15 protein-coding genes and 2 pseudogenes are annotated in these 15,665 nt (G+C 63.5%); 10 read left to right on the top strand and 7 right to left on the bottom strand.

Annotated elements, in window-relative coordinates; genetic code table 11:
- Window positions 1-20 precede the first annotated feature (20 nt).
- Complete coding sequence (locus OG300_RS42145) at window positions 21-359, bottom strand: hypothetical protein (protein WP_331722889.1); 339 nt, start codon at window positions 357-359, stop codon at window positions 21-23.
- 977 nt (window positions 360-1,336) lie between these two features.
- On the opposite strand from OG300_RS42145, the gene OG300_RS42140 reads away from it, so the two are divergent.
- Window positions 1,337-1,624: a hypothetical protein gene (locus OG300_RS42140; protein ID WP_331722888.1), complete on the top strand. Its 288-nt coding sequence runs from the start codon at window positions 1,337-1,339 to the stop codon at window positions 1,622-1,624.
- A gap of 300 nt (window positions 1,625-1,924) precedes the next feature.
- On the opposite strand, the pseudogene OG300_RS42135 reads toward OG300_RS42140, so the two are convergent.
- Window positions 1,925-2,429, bottom strand: a pseudogene (locus tag OG300_RS42135) (transposase); the annotation flags it as partial.
- A 166-nt stretch (window positions 2,430-2,595) separates the two neighbouring features.
- On the opposite strand from OG300_RS42135, the gene OG300_RS42130 reads away from it, so the two are divergent.
- The 3 genes from OG300_RS42130 to OG300_RS42120 all read left to right on the top strand — a co-directional run bounded on the left by OG300_RS42130 (window position 2,596) and on the right by OG300_RS42120 (window position 5,276).
- On the top strand, window positions 2,596-3,279 hold the full coding sequence (locus OG300_RS42130) for a winged helix-turn-helix transcriptional regulator (RefSeq protein ID WP_331722887.1): 684 nt from the start codon (window positions 2,596-2,598) through the stop codon (window positions 3,277-3,279).
- Window positions 3,280-3,402: 123 nt separating this feature from the next.
- A complete protein-coding gene (locus OG300_RS42125; protein ID WP_405498888.1) occupies window positions 3,403-4,236 on the top strand; it encodes a nuclear transport factor 2 family protein in 834 nt (277 codons plus the stop codon).
- A 92-nt stretch (window positions 4,237-4,328) separates the two neighbouring features.
- On the top strand, window positions 4,329-5,276 hold the full coding sequence (locus OG300_RS42120; RefSeq protein WP_331722885.1) for an NAD(P)-dependent alcohol dehydrogenase: 948 nt from the start codon (window positions 4,329-4,331) through the stop codon (window positions 5,274-5,276).
- A 129-nt stretch (window positions 5,277-5,405) separates the two neighbouring features.
- Here the strand turns inward: OG300_RS42120 and OG300_RS42115 are convergent.
- A pseudogene (locus tag OG300_RS42115) lies at window positions 5,406-5,510 on the bottom strand (DUF2510 domain-containing protein); the annotation flags it as partial.
- 132 nt (window positions 5,511-5,642) lie between these two features.
- Here OG300_RS42115 and OG300_RS42110 point away from each other — a divergent pair.
- Window positions 5,643-6,539 carry an IS630 family transposase gene (locus OG300_RS42110; protein ID WP_331722884.1) on the top strand — a complete coding sequence of 299 codons (897 nt, stop codon included), beginning with the start codon at window positions 5,643-5,645 and terminating at the stop codon, window positions 6,537-6,539.
- Between the two features lie 7 nt (window positions 6,540-6,546).
- On the opposite strand, the gene OG300_RS42105 is transcribed toward OG300_RS42110, so the two are convergent.
- The gene (locus OG300_RS42105) at window positions 6,547-7,467 is read right to left on the bottom strand and encodes a LysR family transcriptional regulator (RefSeq protein ID WP_331722883.1); all 921 of its coding nucleotides are present in this window, start codon (window positions 7,465-7,467) and stop codon (window positions 6,547-6,549) included.
- 83 nt (window positions 7,468-7,550) lie between these two features.
- On the opposite strand from OG300_RS42105, the gene OG300_RS42100 reads away from it, so the two are divergent.
- From OG300_RS42100 to OG300_RS42085, 4 genes are all read left to right on the top strand, one after another.
- Window positions 7,551-8,534 carry a zinc-binding dehydrogenase gene (locus tag OG300_RS42100; RefSeq protein ID WP_331722882.1) on the top strand — a complete coding sequence of 328 codons (984 nt, stop codon included), beginning with the start codon at window positions 7,551-7,553 and terminating at the stop codon, window positions 8,532-8,534.
- A gap of 20 nt (window positions 8,535-8,554) precedes the next feature.
- On the top strand, window positions 8,555-10,114 hold the full coding sequence (locus OG300_RS42095; protein WP_331722881.1) for a long-chain-fatty-acid--CoA ligase: 1,560 nt from the start codon (window positions 8,555-8,557) through the stop codon (window positions 10,112-10,114).
- Window positions 10,115-10,145: 31 nt separating this feature from the next.
- On the top strand, window positions 10,146-10,559 hold the full coding sequence (locus OG300_RS42090) for an ester cyclase (RefSeq protein ID WP_331722880.1): 414 nt from the start codon (window positions 10,146-10,148) through the stop codon (window positions 10,557-10,559).
- Between the two features lie 135 nt (window positions 10,560-10,694).
- Window positions 10,695-11,189 (top strand): hypothetical protein, encoded by a 495-nt coding sequence (locus tag OG300_RS42085; RefSeq protein WP_331722879.1) that lies wholly within the window; start codon window positions 10,695-10,697, stop codon window positions 11,187-11,189.
- An 84-nt stretch (window positions 11,190-11,273) separates the two neighbouring features.
- On the opposite strand, the gene OG300_RS42080 is transcribed toward OG300_RS42085, so the two are convergent.
- From OG300_RS42080 to OG300_RS42070, 3 genes are all read right to left on the bottom strand, one after another.
- Complete coding sequence (locus OG300_RS42080; protein WP_331722878.1) at window positions 11,274-11,492, bottom strand: zinc-binding dehydrogenase; 219 nt, start codon at window positions 11,490-11,492, stop codon at window positions 11,274-11,276.
- Between the two features lie 188 nt (window positions 11,493-11,680).
- Window positions 11,681-12,547 (bottom strand): N-acyl homoserine lactonase family protein, encoded by an 867-nt coding sequence (locus OG300_RS42075; RefSeq protein ID WP_331722877.1) that lies wholly within the window; start codon window positions 12,545-12,547, stop codon window positions 11,681-11,683.
- A 76-nt stretch (window positions 12,548-12,623) separates the two neighbouring features.
- Window positions 12,624-14,093, bottom strand: coding sequence for an MFS transporter (locus tag OG300_RS42070; protein ID WP_331722876.1), 1,470 nt, complete (start codon window positions 14,091-14,093; stop codon window positions 12,624-12,626).
- A 635-nt stretch (window positions 14,094-14,728) separates the two neighbouring features.
- Between OG300_RS42070 and OG300_RS42065 the strand changes: the two genes are divergently transcribed.
- Window positions 14,729-15,664 (top strand): NADP-dependent oxidoreductase, encoded by a 936-nt coding sequence (locus OG300_RS42065; protein WP_331723129.1) that lies wholly within the window; start codon window positions 14,729-14,731, stop codon window positions 15,662-15,664.
- Window position 15,665 lies beyond the last annotated feature (1 nt).

Genomic DNA, 15,665 nt, shown 5'->3' with positions numbered 1-15,665 from the left:
AAACAGAAAACCCTTGCCCATCAACCAGACCGACGAACAGCTGACACGACGATCTGATGCAACGCTTTCGCAGCATCACTCTCGCTCTCACCGTTACGCACCACCGCCAGGAACCCCTCCTCCAACACAGCCACGACATCGAGACTGCCCTCGCCGACCACCGAGGCCTGACTGATCAGCCATCTCCGATACCCCCGCGCGACCCGGGCGATCGTGTCGTAACGTTCGCGGATATTCAGAGAGTTGAGGTACAGCCCGATCAGTGTGCGGTGGACTGTTTCCAACGCCTGTCCGCCGCCTGCGTCGATCAACGCCCGGCCGGAACGGCGCACGGCCGCGGCAAAAGTGGTGCCGGGCATCGGCGGAGCTGTCGCGGGAGGCGGAGGGCACTGTTTACAAGCCCTATTTCGCCAAGAGTGTCTGGCTTCGTCAACTCGACCAAACGTGTTGCTGCAGGGCCGATCTGCACCGGGCGGAGTCCGATTTCCGGGTAGGCCGGCAGAATTGCGTAGATAGCGGCCGCAAATTCCCTAGCGGCGGCCAGATCGAGGTCGGGGGTGTCGAAGCCGCTCACTTGCAGGCCGTGCCTATCGGCCAGCTCCCGTCCGAGTCGAGACAGATCCGAGCTTGACTTGGTTTTGGTCTGCTCCTTTGTCGCCTTCTTCGTCCGGTTGCGAGGTTGATTTGGAGTCCGGTGTGGTGCCTGGGTTTCGGCCTCCCGCGGTTGCATCGGCGGTGATTGTCGCGGCGAGGGCGCTTGTGGGCCAAGGACATTCGGGCCAGACCATGGTGAGGCTGGTTGCCGGGTCGAACGTGAAATACTGTCGGCGGATCGTCGGGTGGGGTTTTCTCGCGCGGTCGATCTACGGCGTTGAGGGGTAATTGGGCGGGCGTAGCCGGCGGCGACGTGCTGGGCTGGGTGGGAGAACCTCTCCATGGACGGGGCGCGGGTTGGCGCGGTTGAGCCGGGCTATCGGCTGGAGGGTTGCTCGATGTCGGCGCGGATTGACCGAGCTCGTTGTTCGGAGTGGGCGTCTGTCCGAGTCCGTCTTGGTTTCCAAGGTCCTTTGCCAGGGGGGCTTGTGAATGTAGGGCCTGGGACTGATCCAAGCCTGTTGGGTGTATGTGTACCTGGAATCGACTCGACTCGGCCAGGGAAATGTGAGGCGGCAGTCGATCCTGTGTGCGTTGGCACGGATTGTGGCATTGGACCCGACAGCAAGGGTGACGCCTCGGTTGTGACAACAGGATCTGGACCGAGGAGGTCGGGTGCGTTCGCGATCGTTTTGCCGCCGACGAGATCGGCTGTCTCGTATTGGTCTGCCATCGCACCCAGATGATCGGCAAATTGAAGCAGAGCCTGGGCGGCCTGGTTGCAGACCGAGAAGCTCTCGTCGATCTGGGGGAGTACGGCTATCTCGAATTGCTGGCCGGCCGCGTCGCCACCCCGGTCGACGTACAGAAACGGACTCGTCATCACCCTTCCCCCGCCTCGTCGTATGTACTGAACCGCGATGTAGTCAACGACGACCTGGCCGACGCCGCCACTGTGCGCGGGAATCTGCAACCCATCGACTCAGTGCGTGCATCTCAGGGATCGACCTTCGACCGATGGGGGATCTGAACCGTGGTCAGGCAAGCCCATGCCGTCCTAGCCACATTGATGCCATGCTCAGGTGAAGCGCGCCACAGGCGTTCCTTTCGCCCTGATCGATTCGCAATCATGATTGCATCCAGCGGATCTGACGGTCCACTGCCATGGATGACCATCGTGTAGCAACTGAACCTGTGAACAACCATGCCCTATGGGACGTCTTTCCTGTCACCGATGCTGGGAACAGGGTCGGCGGCTCGTCGTGGCCTCTACGGGTCTGTCCAGATAACGGTGTAACTCGGGTTGATTGGGGTATCTCCGCCCGGCGGTGAGTCGGCCTTCGAAGGTGATGTCGAAGGCGTTCAACGCTGCTTTCCAGCGGGTGGTCCAGCGTTTCTGGCCTTCGCCGATGGGATCCAGTGCCATGACCGCGAGGTAGACGCATTTCAGGGCGGCTTGCTCGTTGGGAAATGACCGCGAGCGCGGACCGCGCGACGGATACGCGCGTTGACCGAATCGATCGCGTTTGTGGAGCAGACGACGCGGCGGATCTCGGTGTCGAAGGTCAGGAACGGGGTGAACTCGGCCCACGAGTTCTCCCAACGCCGCACGATCGCAGGATATTTCGCCCCCAGACCTCAGCGAACTCATAGAACCGTTCCAACGCCGCGGCCTCGGTCGCTGCGGTGTAGACCGGTTTCAGGGCTTTGGCGATCGCGGCCCAATCCTGGCGCCCGGCGTAGGAGAACGACGCCCGCAGCACGTGGACGATGCAGGTCTGGACCACCGCGGCCGGCCAGGTCTGCTCGATCGCCTCGGGCAAACCCAGGCCGTCCAGCTCGACCGCCTATGCCTGAAGTGCATCGAGGGAATGTCCGCGACGGCGGCAACGACACTCGCCACAGAGGTAGTGCCCCGCCAGGGAGCTGACCCTCGACCGCGACTTCATGTTTATGGCCTGCATAATTCTACTTTTGAGCTAGCCGGGTATCATAAACGAAGTGGAACAGCGAACCTACCATCAATACTGCGCGACTGCGCGAACCCTCGACGTCGTCGGCGAGCGCTGGACCTTGCTCCTGGTGCGCGAACTACTTACCGGCCCGAAAAGGTTCGGTGATCTGCAGCGCAACTTGCGCGGCCTCGGAACAGGACTGCTGGCCGCCCGGCTCAAACACCTCGAGCAGCAGGGCATTGTTCGCAAGACCGTCTTGCCACCGCCGGCCCGAACCGCAGCGTATGTTCTGACAGCGGCTGGCGACGAACTAGTACCAGTCGTGCTCAGCCTCGCGCAATGGGGCATGCGCTGGGCAATGGCCGACCCTCGCGATGACGAGACGTTCGAGCCGGGCTGGGCGGTGCTTGGCCTCAAGGCTCGCTTCGACCGGGGGGCCGCGACCGGCATACAGGCAGTGTGTGAATTCCGCATCGGCGACGAGGTCTTCCACGCCCGTATCCACGACTGCACCATCGAAACCAACTACGGCCCCGCGCAGCAGCCGGACTTCGTTCTGACGACGGACTACCGGACTTTTCGTGACATCGCCGCCAGCCGAACAACACTTACCCAAGCAGTTGCTACTCAGCAGGCCGCGATAGAAGGTGACGGGACCTTGCTGCGACAGCTTTCGAGCTTGTTCCCGCCAGTCGAGCCGCAGCCTCGGCTACCTCGGCTACCCCGCTGACGTGGCCCGATCACGTTGAACGCAAGGTGCTGACCCCAGATCGGATCCGAGCACTGCACGTCGTCGAACCGATAACTTTCAATACACGTTGCAGCAACTTCAATTATAGGTAGCATAGTTCTTATGACTATGACTGATGCCGAAGGCACGACAGATCCGGATGATATCGCGTCGTTCGTGGAGAGCTGGACCACCATGTGGCGCGACCACGACGGCGAGCGATGGCCGAGCCTGTTGCACGAAGGTGCGGTGCTGCGCAATCCTCTTGGCGAGTTGTCACGCAGCGACCTGCCCGGATACATGGCGGGCCTGGTGGCCGGCATCGCCGACCACCGAATCAGCCCTGTCAGCTGGGCAGCCACCAGTGATGGCGTTTTCATCGAGTGGCTGATGACCGGGCGGCGGGGCGAATCCGCGTTCGAGATCCGCGGTGTGGACCAGTTCCGCGTCAGTGATGGCCGCGCCCTCGAGGGCACGGCCTACTTCGATCCGACCCCTCTGCTCGCCGCCGGTTCGCCCGACGCCACCACGCCCAAGTTCGACATTCAAGCCTTTTCTCGCGATTACGACCAGGCATGGCAAGCGAAAGACCCTGATGCGATCAGTGCGATGCACGCCGAGAGCGGTACATACGTGCTGCACGTCGCCGGCCTCCCCGCGATTCAGGGACGCGAGGCAATGCGGGTCGCCTTTGCTTCCTCGCTCGCCAATTGGCGCGAGTTGAGGTTCTCCTTCGATAAGGCCCACTACGGAGACTCGTTCTACAGCTGGCAAGCGACCATGCACGGAATTCTCGCCCAGCCACTCGAACTGGGAGCGGTCACGATTCCAGCCAACGGAAAGCCCTTGGCGCTCAGCGGCATCGATGTGATCACCCTGGACGAGAACGGACTCATCGCCTCGAAGGAAAGCTATTTCGACGTTGTCGCAGCCGCCAATCAGGCAAGCAGACCGTGATGCGAGCCTATCGCCTCGAGCGGTCCGGCGCCGGCATCCACGGTCTGGTTCTCACTAGAGAGCGCGTTCCATCTCCTGGGCCAGGCGAGGTCGTGGTCCGGGTACGGGCGACCTCGCTGAGCTATCGCGAGCGGATGGTCTTACGTGGCGACTATGTCCTGCCGGTAACACCGGGCATAGTTCCGCTATCCGATGGCGCGGGCGAAGTCATCGGTCTCGGTCCAGGGGCGAATCGGTTCCGAGTGGGCGACCGTGTTGCCGCGAACATCTTTCCGTTCTGGCACGACGGACCCCTCCGATTGGACATCGCCTCCCAGCTGGGTTCTACGCTCGACGGCCTTCTTCGTGACTACGCCGTACTGCCCGAAGGCGCACTGGTCCGAATTCCGGAGCACCTGACCTTTGTCGAGGCAGCGACGCTGCCGTGCGCCGGCGTCACCGCATGGAACGCCGTCACCGGCGGGCGTTCACTCGCCCCAGGCGACACTCTGCTGACCCTGGGTTCCGGCGGGGTATCGCTGTTCGCGATCGCGTTCGCAAAGCAGCTCGGCGCGCGCGTGATCGCGACCACCGGTGACCGAAAGAAGGAAGGACCTCTGCGTGACCTGGGAGCTGACGAGGTCATCAACTATCGATCAGAGTCTCGGTGGCTCGATGCGGTACGCAAACTCACCTCCGGGCGCGGCGTCGATCTCGTCGTCGACGTGGCCGGGCAACTGAACGAATCGCTGCAGACCGTCGCGATGGGCGGGGAGGTCGCCTTCGTCGGTTTTCTCGCTGAGGAGTCCATCGACCCCGTCGACGTGAAAACCCTGTTCTACTCGTCTGCCACAGTGCGGGTCGTTGCGACGGGAAACCGTGCACAGTTCGAGGCTATGAATAGCGCCATCGCACAAGGGGTTCTGCGGCCAGTGGTCGCGCAGACCTTCTCCTTCGACCAGGCCGTGGAAGCCTTCAGTTATTACGAAGCTGAGGCCCCTTTCGGCAAGGTGGCGATAACCAACGATGCCGACATCGACATCGACTCTGACCGTCCGTAAGAACGGACCGATCAGCTCGATCCCCACGCCCGGGACCACGGCCCTACAGCACCGTCTCATACACCAGCGGGTGAGCCGAATGCGGATGGGAGGGTGGGCAGGTGCTGGCGCGGGGTCGCCGATCCACCTTGTGCCATCCCAATACCGTAGGAAACCCGCGCCGTGCGGGTCGGGATACCAGCGGTGAACTGCATCGCCGGTGACCGAACCTATGCCAGGCGCGCAACTGTGCATCGTCATCGTCGGTGCGGCGGATGGCTCAGTTGACGGTGAGGACCAGCTTGCCGACAGTGCGCCCGGACTCGCCGAGAGCGTGGGCCTTAGCTGGCGAAGCTGATGCAGGTGTCGGAATCGTATGTGCGGCAAGTGACTCACGATTTCAACGAGAAGGGGTTCGACGCCCTGGACCCAAAATGGAACGGGGGCAGGCCGGCGAAGACCGATCAGGCGATGCGTGATCGGATCTGTCAGATCGCCCGGTGCTGCCCCCGGAATCTAGGGTGGCCGTTTTCGGTGTGGAGCTTGTCGAAGCTCGCGGATGTGTTGCGCACCAACCAGATCGCCGATCTGAGCAGGGAGACTCTGCGTCAGATCTTGAAAGCCGGTGGGGTGTCGTGGCAGGCGACGAAGACATGGAAAGCCAGCAACGACCCCGAATTCACGACCAAGATGGCGCGGGTGCTCGATCTCTATGACCACCCACCCGCTGACGGGCGGGTGGTGTGCGTGGACGAGTTCGGGCCGTTGAACCTGCAGCCCCGCGCTGGTCGCGGCTGGTTTCCCCGCCGCCCTCCAGCACGGTTGCGCGCGACTTACCATCGAACCCAGGGCGTTCGGCACATGTTCGGCGCGCTGGATCTGGCCACCGGCGGGCTCTACTACCGGATCCGCGACCGCAAACGCTGGACCGAATTCCTGGCCTTTCTCAAGTCCCTGCGAGCCCGGCGGCCGCGCGAGAAGTTGTATCTGATCTGCGACAACTACTCCGTCCACAAGCGCCGCGAAGTCCGAGAATGGTGCGCCCACAACGACATCGAACTCGCGTTCCTGCCAACCTATTCGTCCTGGTTGAACAGGATCGAGTGCGAGTTCGCCGCGCTGCGGTACTTCGCGCTCAACGGCACCGACCACCGCAGTCACGGCGAGCAGGACGACGCGATCGGCACCTACATCCGCTGGCGCAACCAGCACGCCGAACCCATCCGCGGCTTCGCCGTCAACTCCAAGATTCGGCACCCCGATTACCTACCGAACGTTGCCTGACAAGGCACTAGCCAATGGATCGGGGTGGCCGATCGTGTGATCCGGCGACGCTTGCCGCGTACGCACGCGCGGCGGACCGTAGCGCCGCCACCAGCGGGGTAGCCGGTACGCGGGCGACGAGGGCGGTGGGAATAGTAATTGCGGGATCCGTTGGCCGAAAAGCGATTCGGCGAGTGGGGATGCGCGTGGCCACGTCGGCATAGAGCAACGTCCAGCAACGCCCGGTGGCGATCGGCCCGGCCAGCAGGTCCTGCAGGTTCGTGAATGGCGGGCCAGGTTTCGTCCCGAAACCCGCGTCGGCACACGCCTTTCGAATCAGCTCGGCAACACCGGCAGCGGTATCGGCTGGGGCGAGGGCGGCCGGGAGGTCCGCGAGGTCGGCAAGCTCGACCACGGGGTGGGCCGCCGCGGGGTGGGTGGCGGGTAGGGCGACGACCAGTTCGGCGTCCCATAGCTCGAGCACCGACAATCCGGCGGTATCACCTGGGGCACGGATGAACGCGGCGTCCAGATCTCCGGCCCGTAGCGCCGCCAGCTTGGCGGCGCTGTGCGCTGCGACAAGGTCGATCCGGATGTCTGGTCGCCGATCGGTCACGAGTGCGAGGATGGCCTCCAGGTGCTCACCGAGCCCCTCACTGGTACCAATGCGTAGCACGTTGTGCCCCTCGGCGAGCAGCGTCGTCGCGACGTCGCGTGCCGCAGTCGTAGCCGCGATGACGGCCTGGGCGTAGGGCAGAAACGCTTCGCCTGCGGGGGTGAGGCGCACCTGTCGGTGGCTGCGGTCGAACACGGTGAAACCGAGTTCGCGTTCCAGCCTTCTGATCTGCTGGCTGACTGCGGACTGCACGATATGGAGCCGATCAGCAGCCCGCGCGAACCCGCCTTCGTCGACGATCGCGACGAGGTATTCCAGCTGTCGTAACTCCACAACAACCCTCCGACCTATCACGACCGATGATAGGTCGGTTCGGTGTTTGGGGCTGGGACCGCCACGTTGGTCGACATAGCGTTGTGGCGTACCTGGTCCGTTGTAGCCGGGTCGATCTGATTTCCGAGAAGGAGGATTTGGTGATGTGGGGTTTGGCGATCGATCCGAATGCAGTCTGGCGGCTGGCGCGCCAGGAGTTCGAGCCGCCGACGCCAACAGCGGAGCAGGCGGTTATCGCGGTCGCGACCTCCAGTATCAATCGCGGGGAACTGAGCCTGCTGAAGGTACGGTCCGCTGGCTGGCGTCCGGGGCAGGACGTCGCAGGCGTCGTGGTCGAGCCCGCCCCGGACGGATCCGGGCCGATAGCAGGTGCCCGGGTGGTCGGCCTGGCCGAGCAGGGTGCGTGGTCACAGCAGGTGGCGGTGCACACCGGCCGACTGGTCGAGCTGCCCGCCGAGGTATCGGTGGACCAGGCCGCTGCGCTGCCGCTGGCCGGGTTGACCGCGTTGCGGACACTCAGGCTCGGTGGTGAGTTGCTTGACCGTCGGGTACTGATCACGGGTGCGGGCGGCGGAGTAGGCAACCTGCAAGTGCAGCTTGCCGTAGCTGGAGGAGCAGACGTGACCGCAGTATCGACCCGGGCTGACACGACGGCCCTACTGAGCGAACTGGGAGCTGCACATGTGGTTGCCTCGGTCGACGAAGCCGAAGGGTTATTCGATCTGATTGCCGAATCGGTGGGCGGCGACAGCCTCGCGGGCGCTGTTCGAGCGATCGCCCCTGGTGGCACGATCGTCATGCTCGGCGCCAGTTCGGCCGAACCGACACCGCTGAGCATCTACGACTTCATCGGCGGCCATGAGAACGCCCGAATCCAGACCTATTTCAGCTATTCCACGCCCGGAGATATCGCGGCTGATCTCCGGTACCTGGTCGACCTCGTGGCCACCGGCACGCTGGTACCGACAATCGGCCGAATCGACGACTGGGCAAACATCGAGCAGGCGCTGGCTGCCCTGTCCGACCGGACCACCACCGGGAAAGTGGTGCTACGCATCACTCGGTGACCTACCGTCGGGAGCGAACTATGAGAATCAGTGACTGCGTGGAGCGCGCAACACAGATCAACGCGGACGGGCCTGCGACCGTCTTCGGCGAGCGCATAAGCACCTGGGCGCAGATCAACGACCGCGTCGCACGTCTGGCTGCAGGACTAGTCCAGCTCGGTGCCATGCCGGGGACACGGGTCGCCATGCTCGCATTCAACAGCGACCGCTATCTGGAGTTCATCTTGGCAGTCAGCTGGTTCGCCGGCCTGTTCGTCCCGATCAACACCCGCCTCGCTGTGCCGGAGATCCGGTTCTGGCTCGAGGATTCCGGCTCGGAGGTCGTCATTGTCGACGACAGCTTTGTCGAGCCGGCGCTCGCGCTGCGCAAAAAGGGAATCGCCGTGACACATTGGCTCTACGCGGGCGAGGGGACCACTCCGGACGGGTTCGTCGACTTCGAGGAACTGATCGCGGGCAGCGTCCCAGTCGGCCCGCAACGTGGCGATGCTCGTGCGGCAGCCGGAATCTTCTACACCGGCGGCACGACGGGGCGTTCGAAAGGTGTCGTGCACAGCCATGCCAGCCTGTTGGCAAGCGCCATGCACTTGCTGGCCCACCTGCGCTGGGACCGCATGACGAACTACCTGCACGCCGCACCGATGTTTCACCTCGCCGACGGCGCTGGAACTTTCGCCACGCTTCTCACCGCAGGCTGTCACACTATGATTCCCCGCTTCGGCGCAGCGACGATGGCGGAGGCCATCGAGGAATATCGCGTCACCACCAGCGTCGTAGTCCCCACGATGCTGAAACTGCTCGTAGAAGAACCGACAACCCGTGATCGCGACCTGTCGTCGTTGACGTCACTGGTGTACGGCGGCAGTCCGATCCCGATGTCGGTGCAGCGCACCGCAGCCGAGGTGATTGGTCAGGTCGAGCTGTATCAGCTGTACGGACAGACCGAAGCCGCCCCGATGCTCACAATCCTCGGGCCGGAATATCACGTGATCGACGGTCCACGCGCGAAATACAACCGATCGGCCGGGCGGGCAGCGATCGGCTGCCAGGTGGCGATAGTCGGGCCGGACGGCCAGGCGTTGGGGCCCGGCCACGAAGGTGAGATCTGCGGACGCGGTGACAATGTCATGCTCGGCTACTGGAATCAACCGGAGCTCACCGAACAGACGCTGCGGGCGGGATGGCTGCACACTGGCGACATCGGCTACCTGAACGGCGACGGCTTCCTTTTCGTCGTTGACCGAGCCAAGGACATGATCGTCAGCGGCGGCGAAAACGTCTACAGCACCGAGGTTGAAAACGCCATCCACGGGCACCCTGCGGTCGCCGAATGCGCCGTCATCGGCATCCCCAGCCGACAGTGGGGCGAGCAGGTGCACGCCGTGGTGCGGCTGCGCGAAGGCCGCGAGCTGACCGAGGAAGAACTGCTGAACCACTGTCGGGGTCTGATCGCGAGTTACAAGGTTCCCCGATCCGTGCGTTTTCACGACGAACCGCTGCCCACCAGCGCCGCAGGCAAACTGCTCAAATCCGTTCTGCGTGAACCATATTGGGCCAGTCACACCGAGCGTGTGCACTAGTCTCCGAAGCGCCGACGAGACGAGAACCTGGATGACCACCACCGAACAGAACCTGCGCACCGCCCGCGCCTGGCTGCTGGACGCATTCAACAATCATCGTGTCGAGGCAGTTCCCGACTACATCTCTGAGCACTACATCAATGTCGGGACCACCGCTCTGACCGGCCACGAGGCCGGGCGCGCCGTGATCGCCCAAGCGGATATGTGGGCTCCGGACCGGCACATCGACATCCGATACCTCACGGCAACCGACGACGTCGTGATGGTGCTGTTCACGCTGTCGGGAACACACAGCGGCACGTTCCAAGATATTCCCGCCACCGGTCGACGGTTCTCGGTGTGGATGTCGGACGTGTTCCGATTTGATGATGCGGGAAAAATGATCGAGGGCTGGGTGATCGGCAAGGGCGATCTACGTGCCGCGCTTGCCGATCAGTCGCATTGATCCAACAGGGCCGAGGTAGCCATGATGAGACCCTCCATCACCACGACAAAACTGGCGGCTGTATATGTACGCAATGTCCGCGCCGGGTGCTCTTGTCGCCCGCTTCCATACCCCCGACCACGACGGCATCCGGGCATGAACCGCCGCGACGATCCCTGCGCTGCGGCCGCGCGCCTGCCCCGCGGCGTCACCGGTTTCTGGACAGCCGGACAGGCTGCCCCGCCGGACATAGACCAACGCGAATTCCGCGGCGTCTGCGACAGAGCCGCCCGGCTGACCGGCGGCAGAGCCGCCGGTCAGCCGTCTGTCGGCCCGGCCCGGAGCTTCGTAGCGGTATCGATCGTCTACCCGGATCGCGCGCGGACCGTTCTTTGTAACTTGCACTGGCCGTTCATCGCGATAGCCGAACCGACGAGCCCCGACGACGAGGCCACCTTCGTCTTTATGGATGACCCTCACCTCGCCGCGACGATCAGCCGGATCTCCCGCTACCGCGCGTTGACCCGGGCCGAGTTAGCGACGCCGTTGGCCAAGTGCGACCTCTCGGAGCTGGACGACGCGGAACTCGCGCAGGTTCGCTACTGGAAGCCCGAAACAGTTGGCGACACCCTGTTCAACTGTTGGGATTGAACAGGGTGTCGCCAACCAGAAATGAACCGCCACAACAGAACTAACCGACGCTCGGCTTGGTAGCCGCCGATTCGGCCATTGTCCTTAGTTGCGGGTGAGGGCGATTTTGCCTCGGACGTGACGGGTTTCGATGTCGCGGTGGGCGTCGGCGGCGCGGTCGAAGGGGTAGGTCTGTTGGATGTAGGAGCGGAGTCTGCCTCCAGGTAGAGGTCGATCAGGCTGCTGAACCGGTCGGTGGACCGCGCCGTGCCGCGGCCCAGCGCGAGCCCCGGCCCGTGTTCGCGTAGACGGGAAGCGTTTCATCGCCAAACGGAATCTGAAACCGGGATGCCATCGGGCCAGCGCCGGGATGCCTCCTTCCCCTGACATATTCGTCACAATGACGAATATGGGCTAGCTTTAAAAAAGTCTTGTGCGGCGGTGATGGCATTATTCGCGCCGGAATAAATAAAAGGCATCCAATTCCCAAGGTTGGGAAGCTGATCTCGGGTTCAGGTGCGCGTCGCGGTGGCGGCCGCCAGGCGGTGTGCTGCCTCGGGGTCGTGGGCGGGCAGGATCACGAGGCCGGGGTTGGTTTCCCGGAGCTGGTGAATTTTGTCGGTTGCGTCCTTCATCTGGTGCTTGTCCCCCATTCCCGGCAGGTGTTTCTCGTCGAAGAGGTGGACATCGTAGGTGAGATCGCCGACCATGAGCAGCGGCACGAGGCCTGGTTGGCGTACAAGTAGCGACATCGACCCCGGAGTGTGCCCCGGGGTGGGTAGCAGAGTGAGGGTTCCGTCGCCGAACAGGTCATGGGCCTCGGTGAACGGTGCCAGGGACGGATCCGTGGTGGGTTCGAAGGTGATCCGGTTCCAACGCAGGTCGGGAAGATCGACGTGGTTGGGCATGAGCCCGATCATCTGCGCCTTTTTGCCTACCAGTGCATCCCATTCGTCTTGGCTGACCACCAGGTTGGCGCGTCGAAGCTGAGGAACTCCGCCGGCGTGGTCGGGGTGGAGGTGGGACAAGATCGCCGTGTGTACCTGCGCGATGTCGTACCCGAGGAGGCCCAACTGGTCTGACAGGGTGTCCTGTGGTCCGATGTCGAAGTGTCCGAACCGACGGTAGATAAAGCCGGTAAATCCGCCGGGGTAGTAGTCGGGGTCGGTGACCGCGGCGCGGTCCTCTCCGGTATCGAACAGGATCAGTCCCTGGTCGTGTTCGATGACGTAGACGTTGATCGGCAGCGGGTCGGTCCAGCGGCGAGATGTCAGCAGCCACCACATCTGGGGGGTGCCGCCGGATCGCACGTGCTGCGGGTGGATCACCACGGTTCCGGTACTAAGTACAGAAACTCGTTTGATCGGGTTGGTTGTCATGGTTCTCCCTTGTATTGTTCTGCGCGCCATGGGTGACGCGCGTCTTGCCTACTCCTCTCGAGTTGAGGGGAGGAAGTCATTTGGTGGCGTTCGCCGGTGGACGCTTTGGCGTGATGTCCATCTGGGCGGTAGGTCGGTTGGGTCGGCGGGGCGCGATGAAGATCGCCGCGATCCCGGCCGCCAGGCAGAGGCCTGCGCTGACCTCCAGCACGCGTTGCATGCTCCGAGGGAAATCTGTGTATCCCCCGACGCTGGTGAAGACCGCGGTCAGAACGGCGACTCCGACGGCACCTCCGGTCTGCCGCATCATCGAGTAGATGCCTCCTGCCATGCCAGCTGCCTGCGGTGGCACTGCCCCCGTGACCGCAGCTTGCACAGCTGGTAGCGCGAGGGAGACGCCGAAGCCTGCGACGATCATGGGGACAACCATCCCCCCGTACCCGTGCACGGTGGCTTCGTGGCTCATCCAGAACATCCCCACGGCCTCAACGCTCAGACCGATCACGGCGAAAGGACGCTCGCCGACCCGGTCGATGAAGCGTCCCGCGATCGGCGCGACGACGAATAGCGATCCAGTCCACGGCAACAGTTGAAGACCGGCTTTGAGCGGGTCTGAGCCGTAGGCAGCGTGCATGTACTGTGCGGCGAAAAAGACCGTCGCGAACATCGATGCGGTGAGCAGGAACCCGGCGGCGTTTCCGGCGGAGAAGCTCGAGTTGGCGAACAGGCGCAGCGGCACCATCGGATGCTCCGCGTTCGCCTGCCAGCCAATGAAAGCAACCAGCAGTAGTCCGCCGACGGCCAGGGTCGTGACGACCTCGGTGCTAGCCCAGCCGACGGTGCCGCCCCGTACGACACCCCAGACGATCCCGACCACTGCAAAGGTGATCAGCAGCGTTCCGAGGATATCGAGTGGTCGCCGGGTGCCGCGGCTCTCGGCGACCTTCAGCGCGGTGAGCGCCATGACAACCAGGCCGATGGGTACGTTGATCCAGAAGATTCCTCGCCAAGCGAAGCCTTGGGTGACTGCTCCTCCGACGATCGGCCCGGCGAATACCCCCAAGCCTGTGATCCCGGCGAAGATCCCTGTCGCCCAGCCGCGTCGCTCCGGCGGGAAGCCGGCGACCAGTAGCCCCATCGCCATCGGCATGATGAATGCCGCCCCGATGCCCTGCGCTGTACGTGCCGCGATCAAGGCTCCGATCGTGGGGGCGACCGCGCACACCGCCGATGCGACCGTGAACACGAAAAGTCCGGTCATGAACACGCGCCTGCGACCCCATCGATCTCCGAGGACCGAGGCGACCATCAGCATCATCGCGACGCTGAGGGTGTATGCGTTCGCTGTCCACTGGAGTTGATCAATCGAGGCGTGCAGCTCGCGGCGAATAGTCGCGAACGCGGAGGCGACCACCAGTGCGTCGAGCGTAACCATCAACGCCCCAAGCGAAGTCAGTGTCAACAGCCACTTCTCGCCGGTTGCCGATGTTGTCGGCGACCGGTCATCGGTCGCGGCGGTGAGCTGGTCCTGCGGCGTGGCTGCCATTGGGCTTCCTCTCCAACTGGTGGTTGAGCGTTCACCAATTGAGACGACGGCGCGTCTCCGAATTCGTCGGCGAGTGTTCACACCAAGCGTGGCGACAGCAACACCAGGATCACCGGATCATGGCCCGCACCACCGATGCCAGCCAGCACCAACATGACCGCAACGATCAACCACATGATTCGCCAACGGAGGTCCTACAGGTCCGGTCTTAGTGTGACGGTCCTGGTATCCATGGCCCCTTCTCGATACGCACGTTCACCCGTCAGATTGCGCTGCACCCAACGTCATTACCGCATCGCTCGACGCACCAAACTCGGCATGAGCGCGCACTTGAGTTGACTAAAGCCAGACCTCGAACAGCGTTTGAAGCGGCGGGCCGTCAGCGACCGCCGCTTCAGGGATCCTAAAACGGCGATCGCCGATTGATGCGCCGCGCTACAGGCATATCGGCGGAAATCTGCAGTTCACGGCGGGTCCGCGTTTGTGTAGATGTTGTACGTGCCACCCCGAGGGCGTGAACTTGCGATATGTCCAAAATGGCAGGATTCTATCGGATATTGGCAGTTGTGCCATTTACCGCATGGTCGTGTGGCGGCAAGCTGGGGCATGTGAGCAGCAATGATATCCCCGCCACGATGCGGGGCATCGGCCAAGACGTCCTGGGCGGGCCGGAGGTCCTGCACCAGATCGAGCTGCCGGTACCGCGCCCCGGTCCCGGCGAGATCTTGGTCCGTGTCCGCGCAACCGGGCTGAACGCAACCGACTGGCGACACCGCGCACTACCGGACCTGTTTCTGTCCGCGCCTCCGTTCGTGCTCGGTTGGGACGTCTCCGGCGAGGTGGCGGCCATCGGGACCGGCGTCACAATTGTGAAGCCGGGGGACGAGGTGTTCGGCATGCTGCCCTACCCACATGGGCACGGTGCGGCCGCCCAGTACGTTACCGGCCCCACACGGGCCTTCGTGCGCAAGCCGTCCAACCTCGACCATGTCCAGGCCGCCGCGATTCCCTTGGCCGGACTGACCGCGTGGCAAGCGTTGGTAGACACCGCGAATATCCAAGCAGGACAGCGCGTCTTAATCCACGCCGCAGCCGGAGGCGTCGGGCACTTCGCGGTGCAGATCGCCAAAGCTAGAGGCGCCTATGTCATCGGCACCGCGAGCGCGGCCAACCATGAATTTCTTCACGGTCTCGGCGTCGACGAAGCGATCGACTATCGGACAACCGATTTTGCCGAGACAGTGCGTGATATAGACGTGGTTCTCGATTCGTTGACGCCCGAGAACGCGATCCGTTCGTTACAAACCCTGCGTCCGGGCGGATTGGTCATCACTCTGCGCGGATTCGGAGCCGAACGCTTGCGTGAGCAGGCCAGCAGAGTCGATGCACGCGCCGAGATCTTACTGGTGGAGGCGGATCACGCGGGAATGTTGGCGCTGGCCGAATCGGCCGAATCGGGCGCACTGCGGCCCACTATCGCCGGAATTTACCCACTGGCAGAGGCAGCTAAGGCCCACGCTCTCGGCGAGTCCGGGCGCACTGTCGGCAAGCTGGTCCTCACCGTCAACTGAG

The organism is Nocardia sp. NBC_00511, assembly GCF_045161165.1.
GTDB lineage: Bacteria > Actinomycetota > Actinomycetes > Mycobacteriales > Mycobacteriaceae > Nocardia.
The sequence above is the reverse complement of the archived record's forward strand: the minus strand, read 5'-3'. Positions and strand labels throughout refer to the sequence as shown.

Excerpts from the sequence above, each read along its gene's own strand:
- OG300_RS42145 (WP_331722889.1), bottom strand. The coding sequence starts at position 359 with ATGCCCGGCACCACTTTTGCCGCGGCCGTGCGCCGTTCCGGCCGGGCG.
- OG300_RS42140 (WP_331722888.1), top strand. The coding sequence starts at position 1,337 with ATGATCGGCAAATTGAAGCAGAGCCTGGGCGGCCTGGTTGCAGACCGA.
- OG300_RS42125 (WP_405498888.1), top strand. The coding sequence starts at position 3,403 with ATGACTATGACTGATGCCGAAGGCACGACAGATCCGGATGATATCGCG.
- OG300_RS42095 (WP_331722881.1), top strand. The coding sequence starts at position 8,555 with ATGAGAATCAGTGACTGCGTGGAGCGCGCAACACAGATCAACGCGGAC.
- OG300_RS42090 (WP_331722880.1), top strand. The coding sequence starts at position 10,146 with ATGACCACCACCGAACAGAACCTGCGCACCGCCCGCGCCTGGCTGCTG.
- OG300_RS42085 (WP_331722879.1), top strand. The coding sequence starts at position 10,695 with ATGAACCGCCGCGACGATCCCTGCGCTGCGGCCGCGCGCCTGCCCCGC.
- OG300_RS42080 (WP_331722878.1), bottom strand. The coding sequence starts at position 11,492 with ATGAAACGCTTCCCGTCTACGCGAACACGGGCCGGGGCTCGCGCTGGG.
- OG300_RS42075 (WP_331722877.1), bottom strand. The coding sequence starts at position 12,547 with ATGACAACCAACCCGATCAAACGAGTTTCTGTACTTAGTACCGGAACC.
- OG300_RS42070 (WP_331722876.1), bottom strand. The coding sequence starts at position 14,093 with ATGGCAGCCACGCCGCAGGACCAGCTCACCGCCGCGACCGATGACCGG.
- OG300_RS42065 (WP_331723129.1), top strand. The coding sequence starts at position 14,729 with ATGCGGGGCATCGGCCAAGACGTCCTGGGCGGGCCGGAGGTCCTGCAC.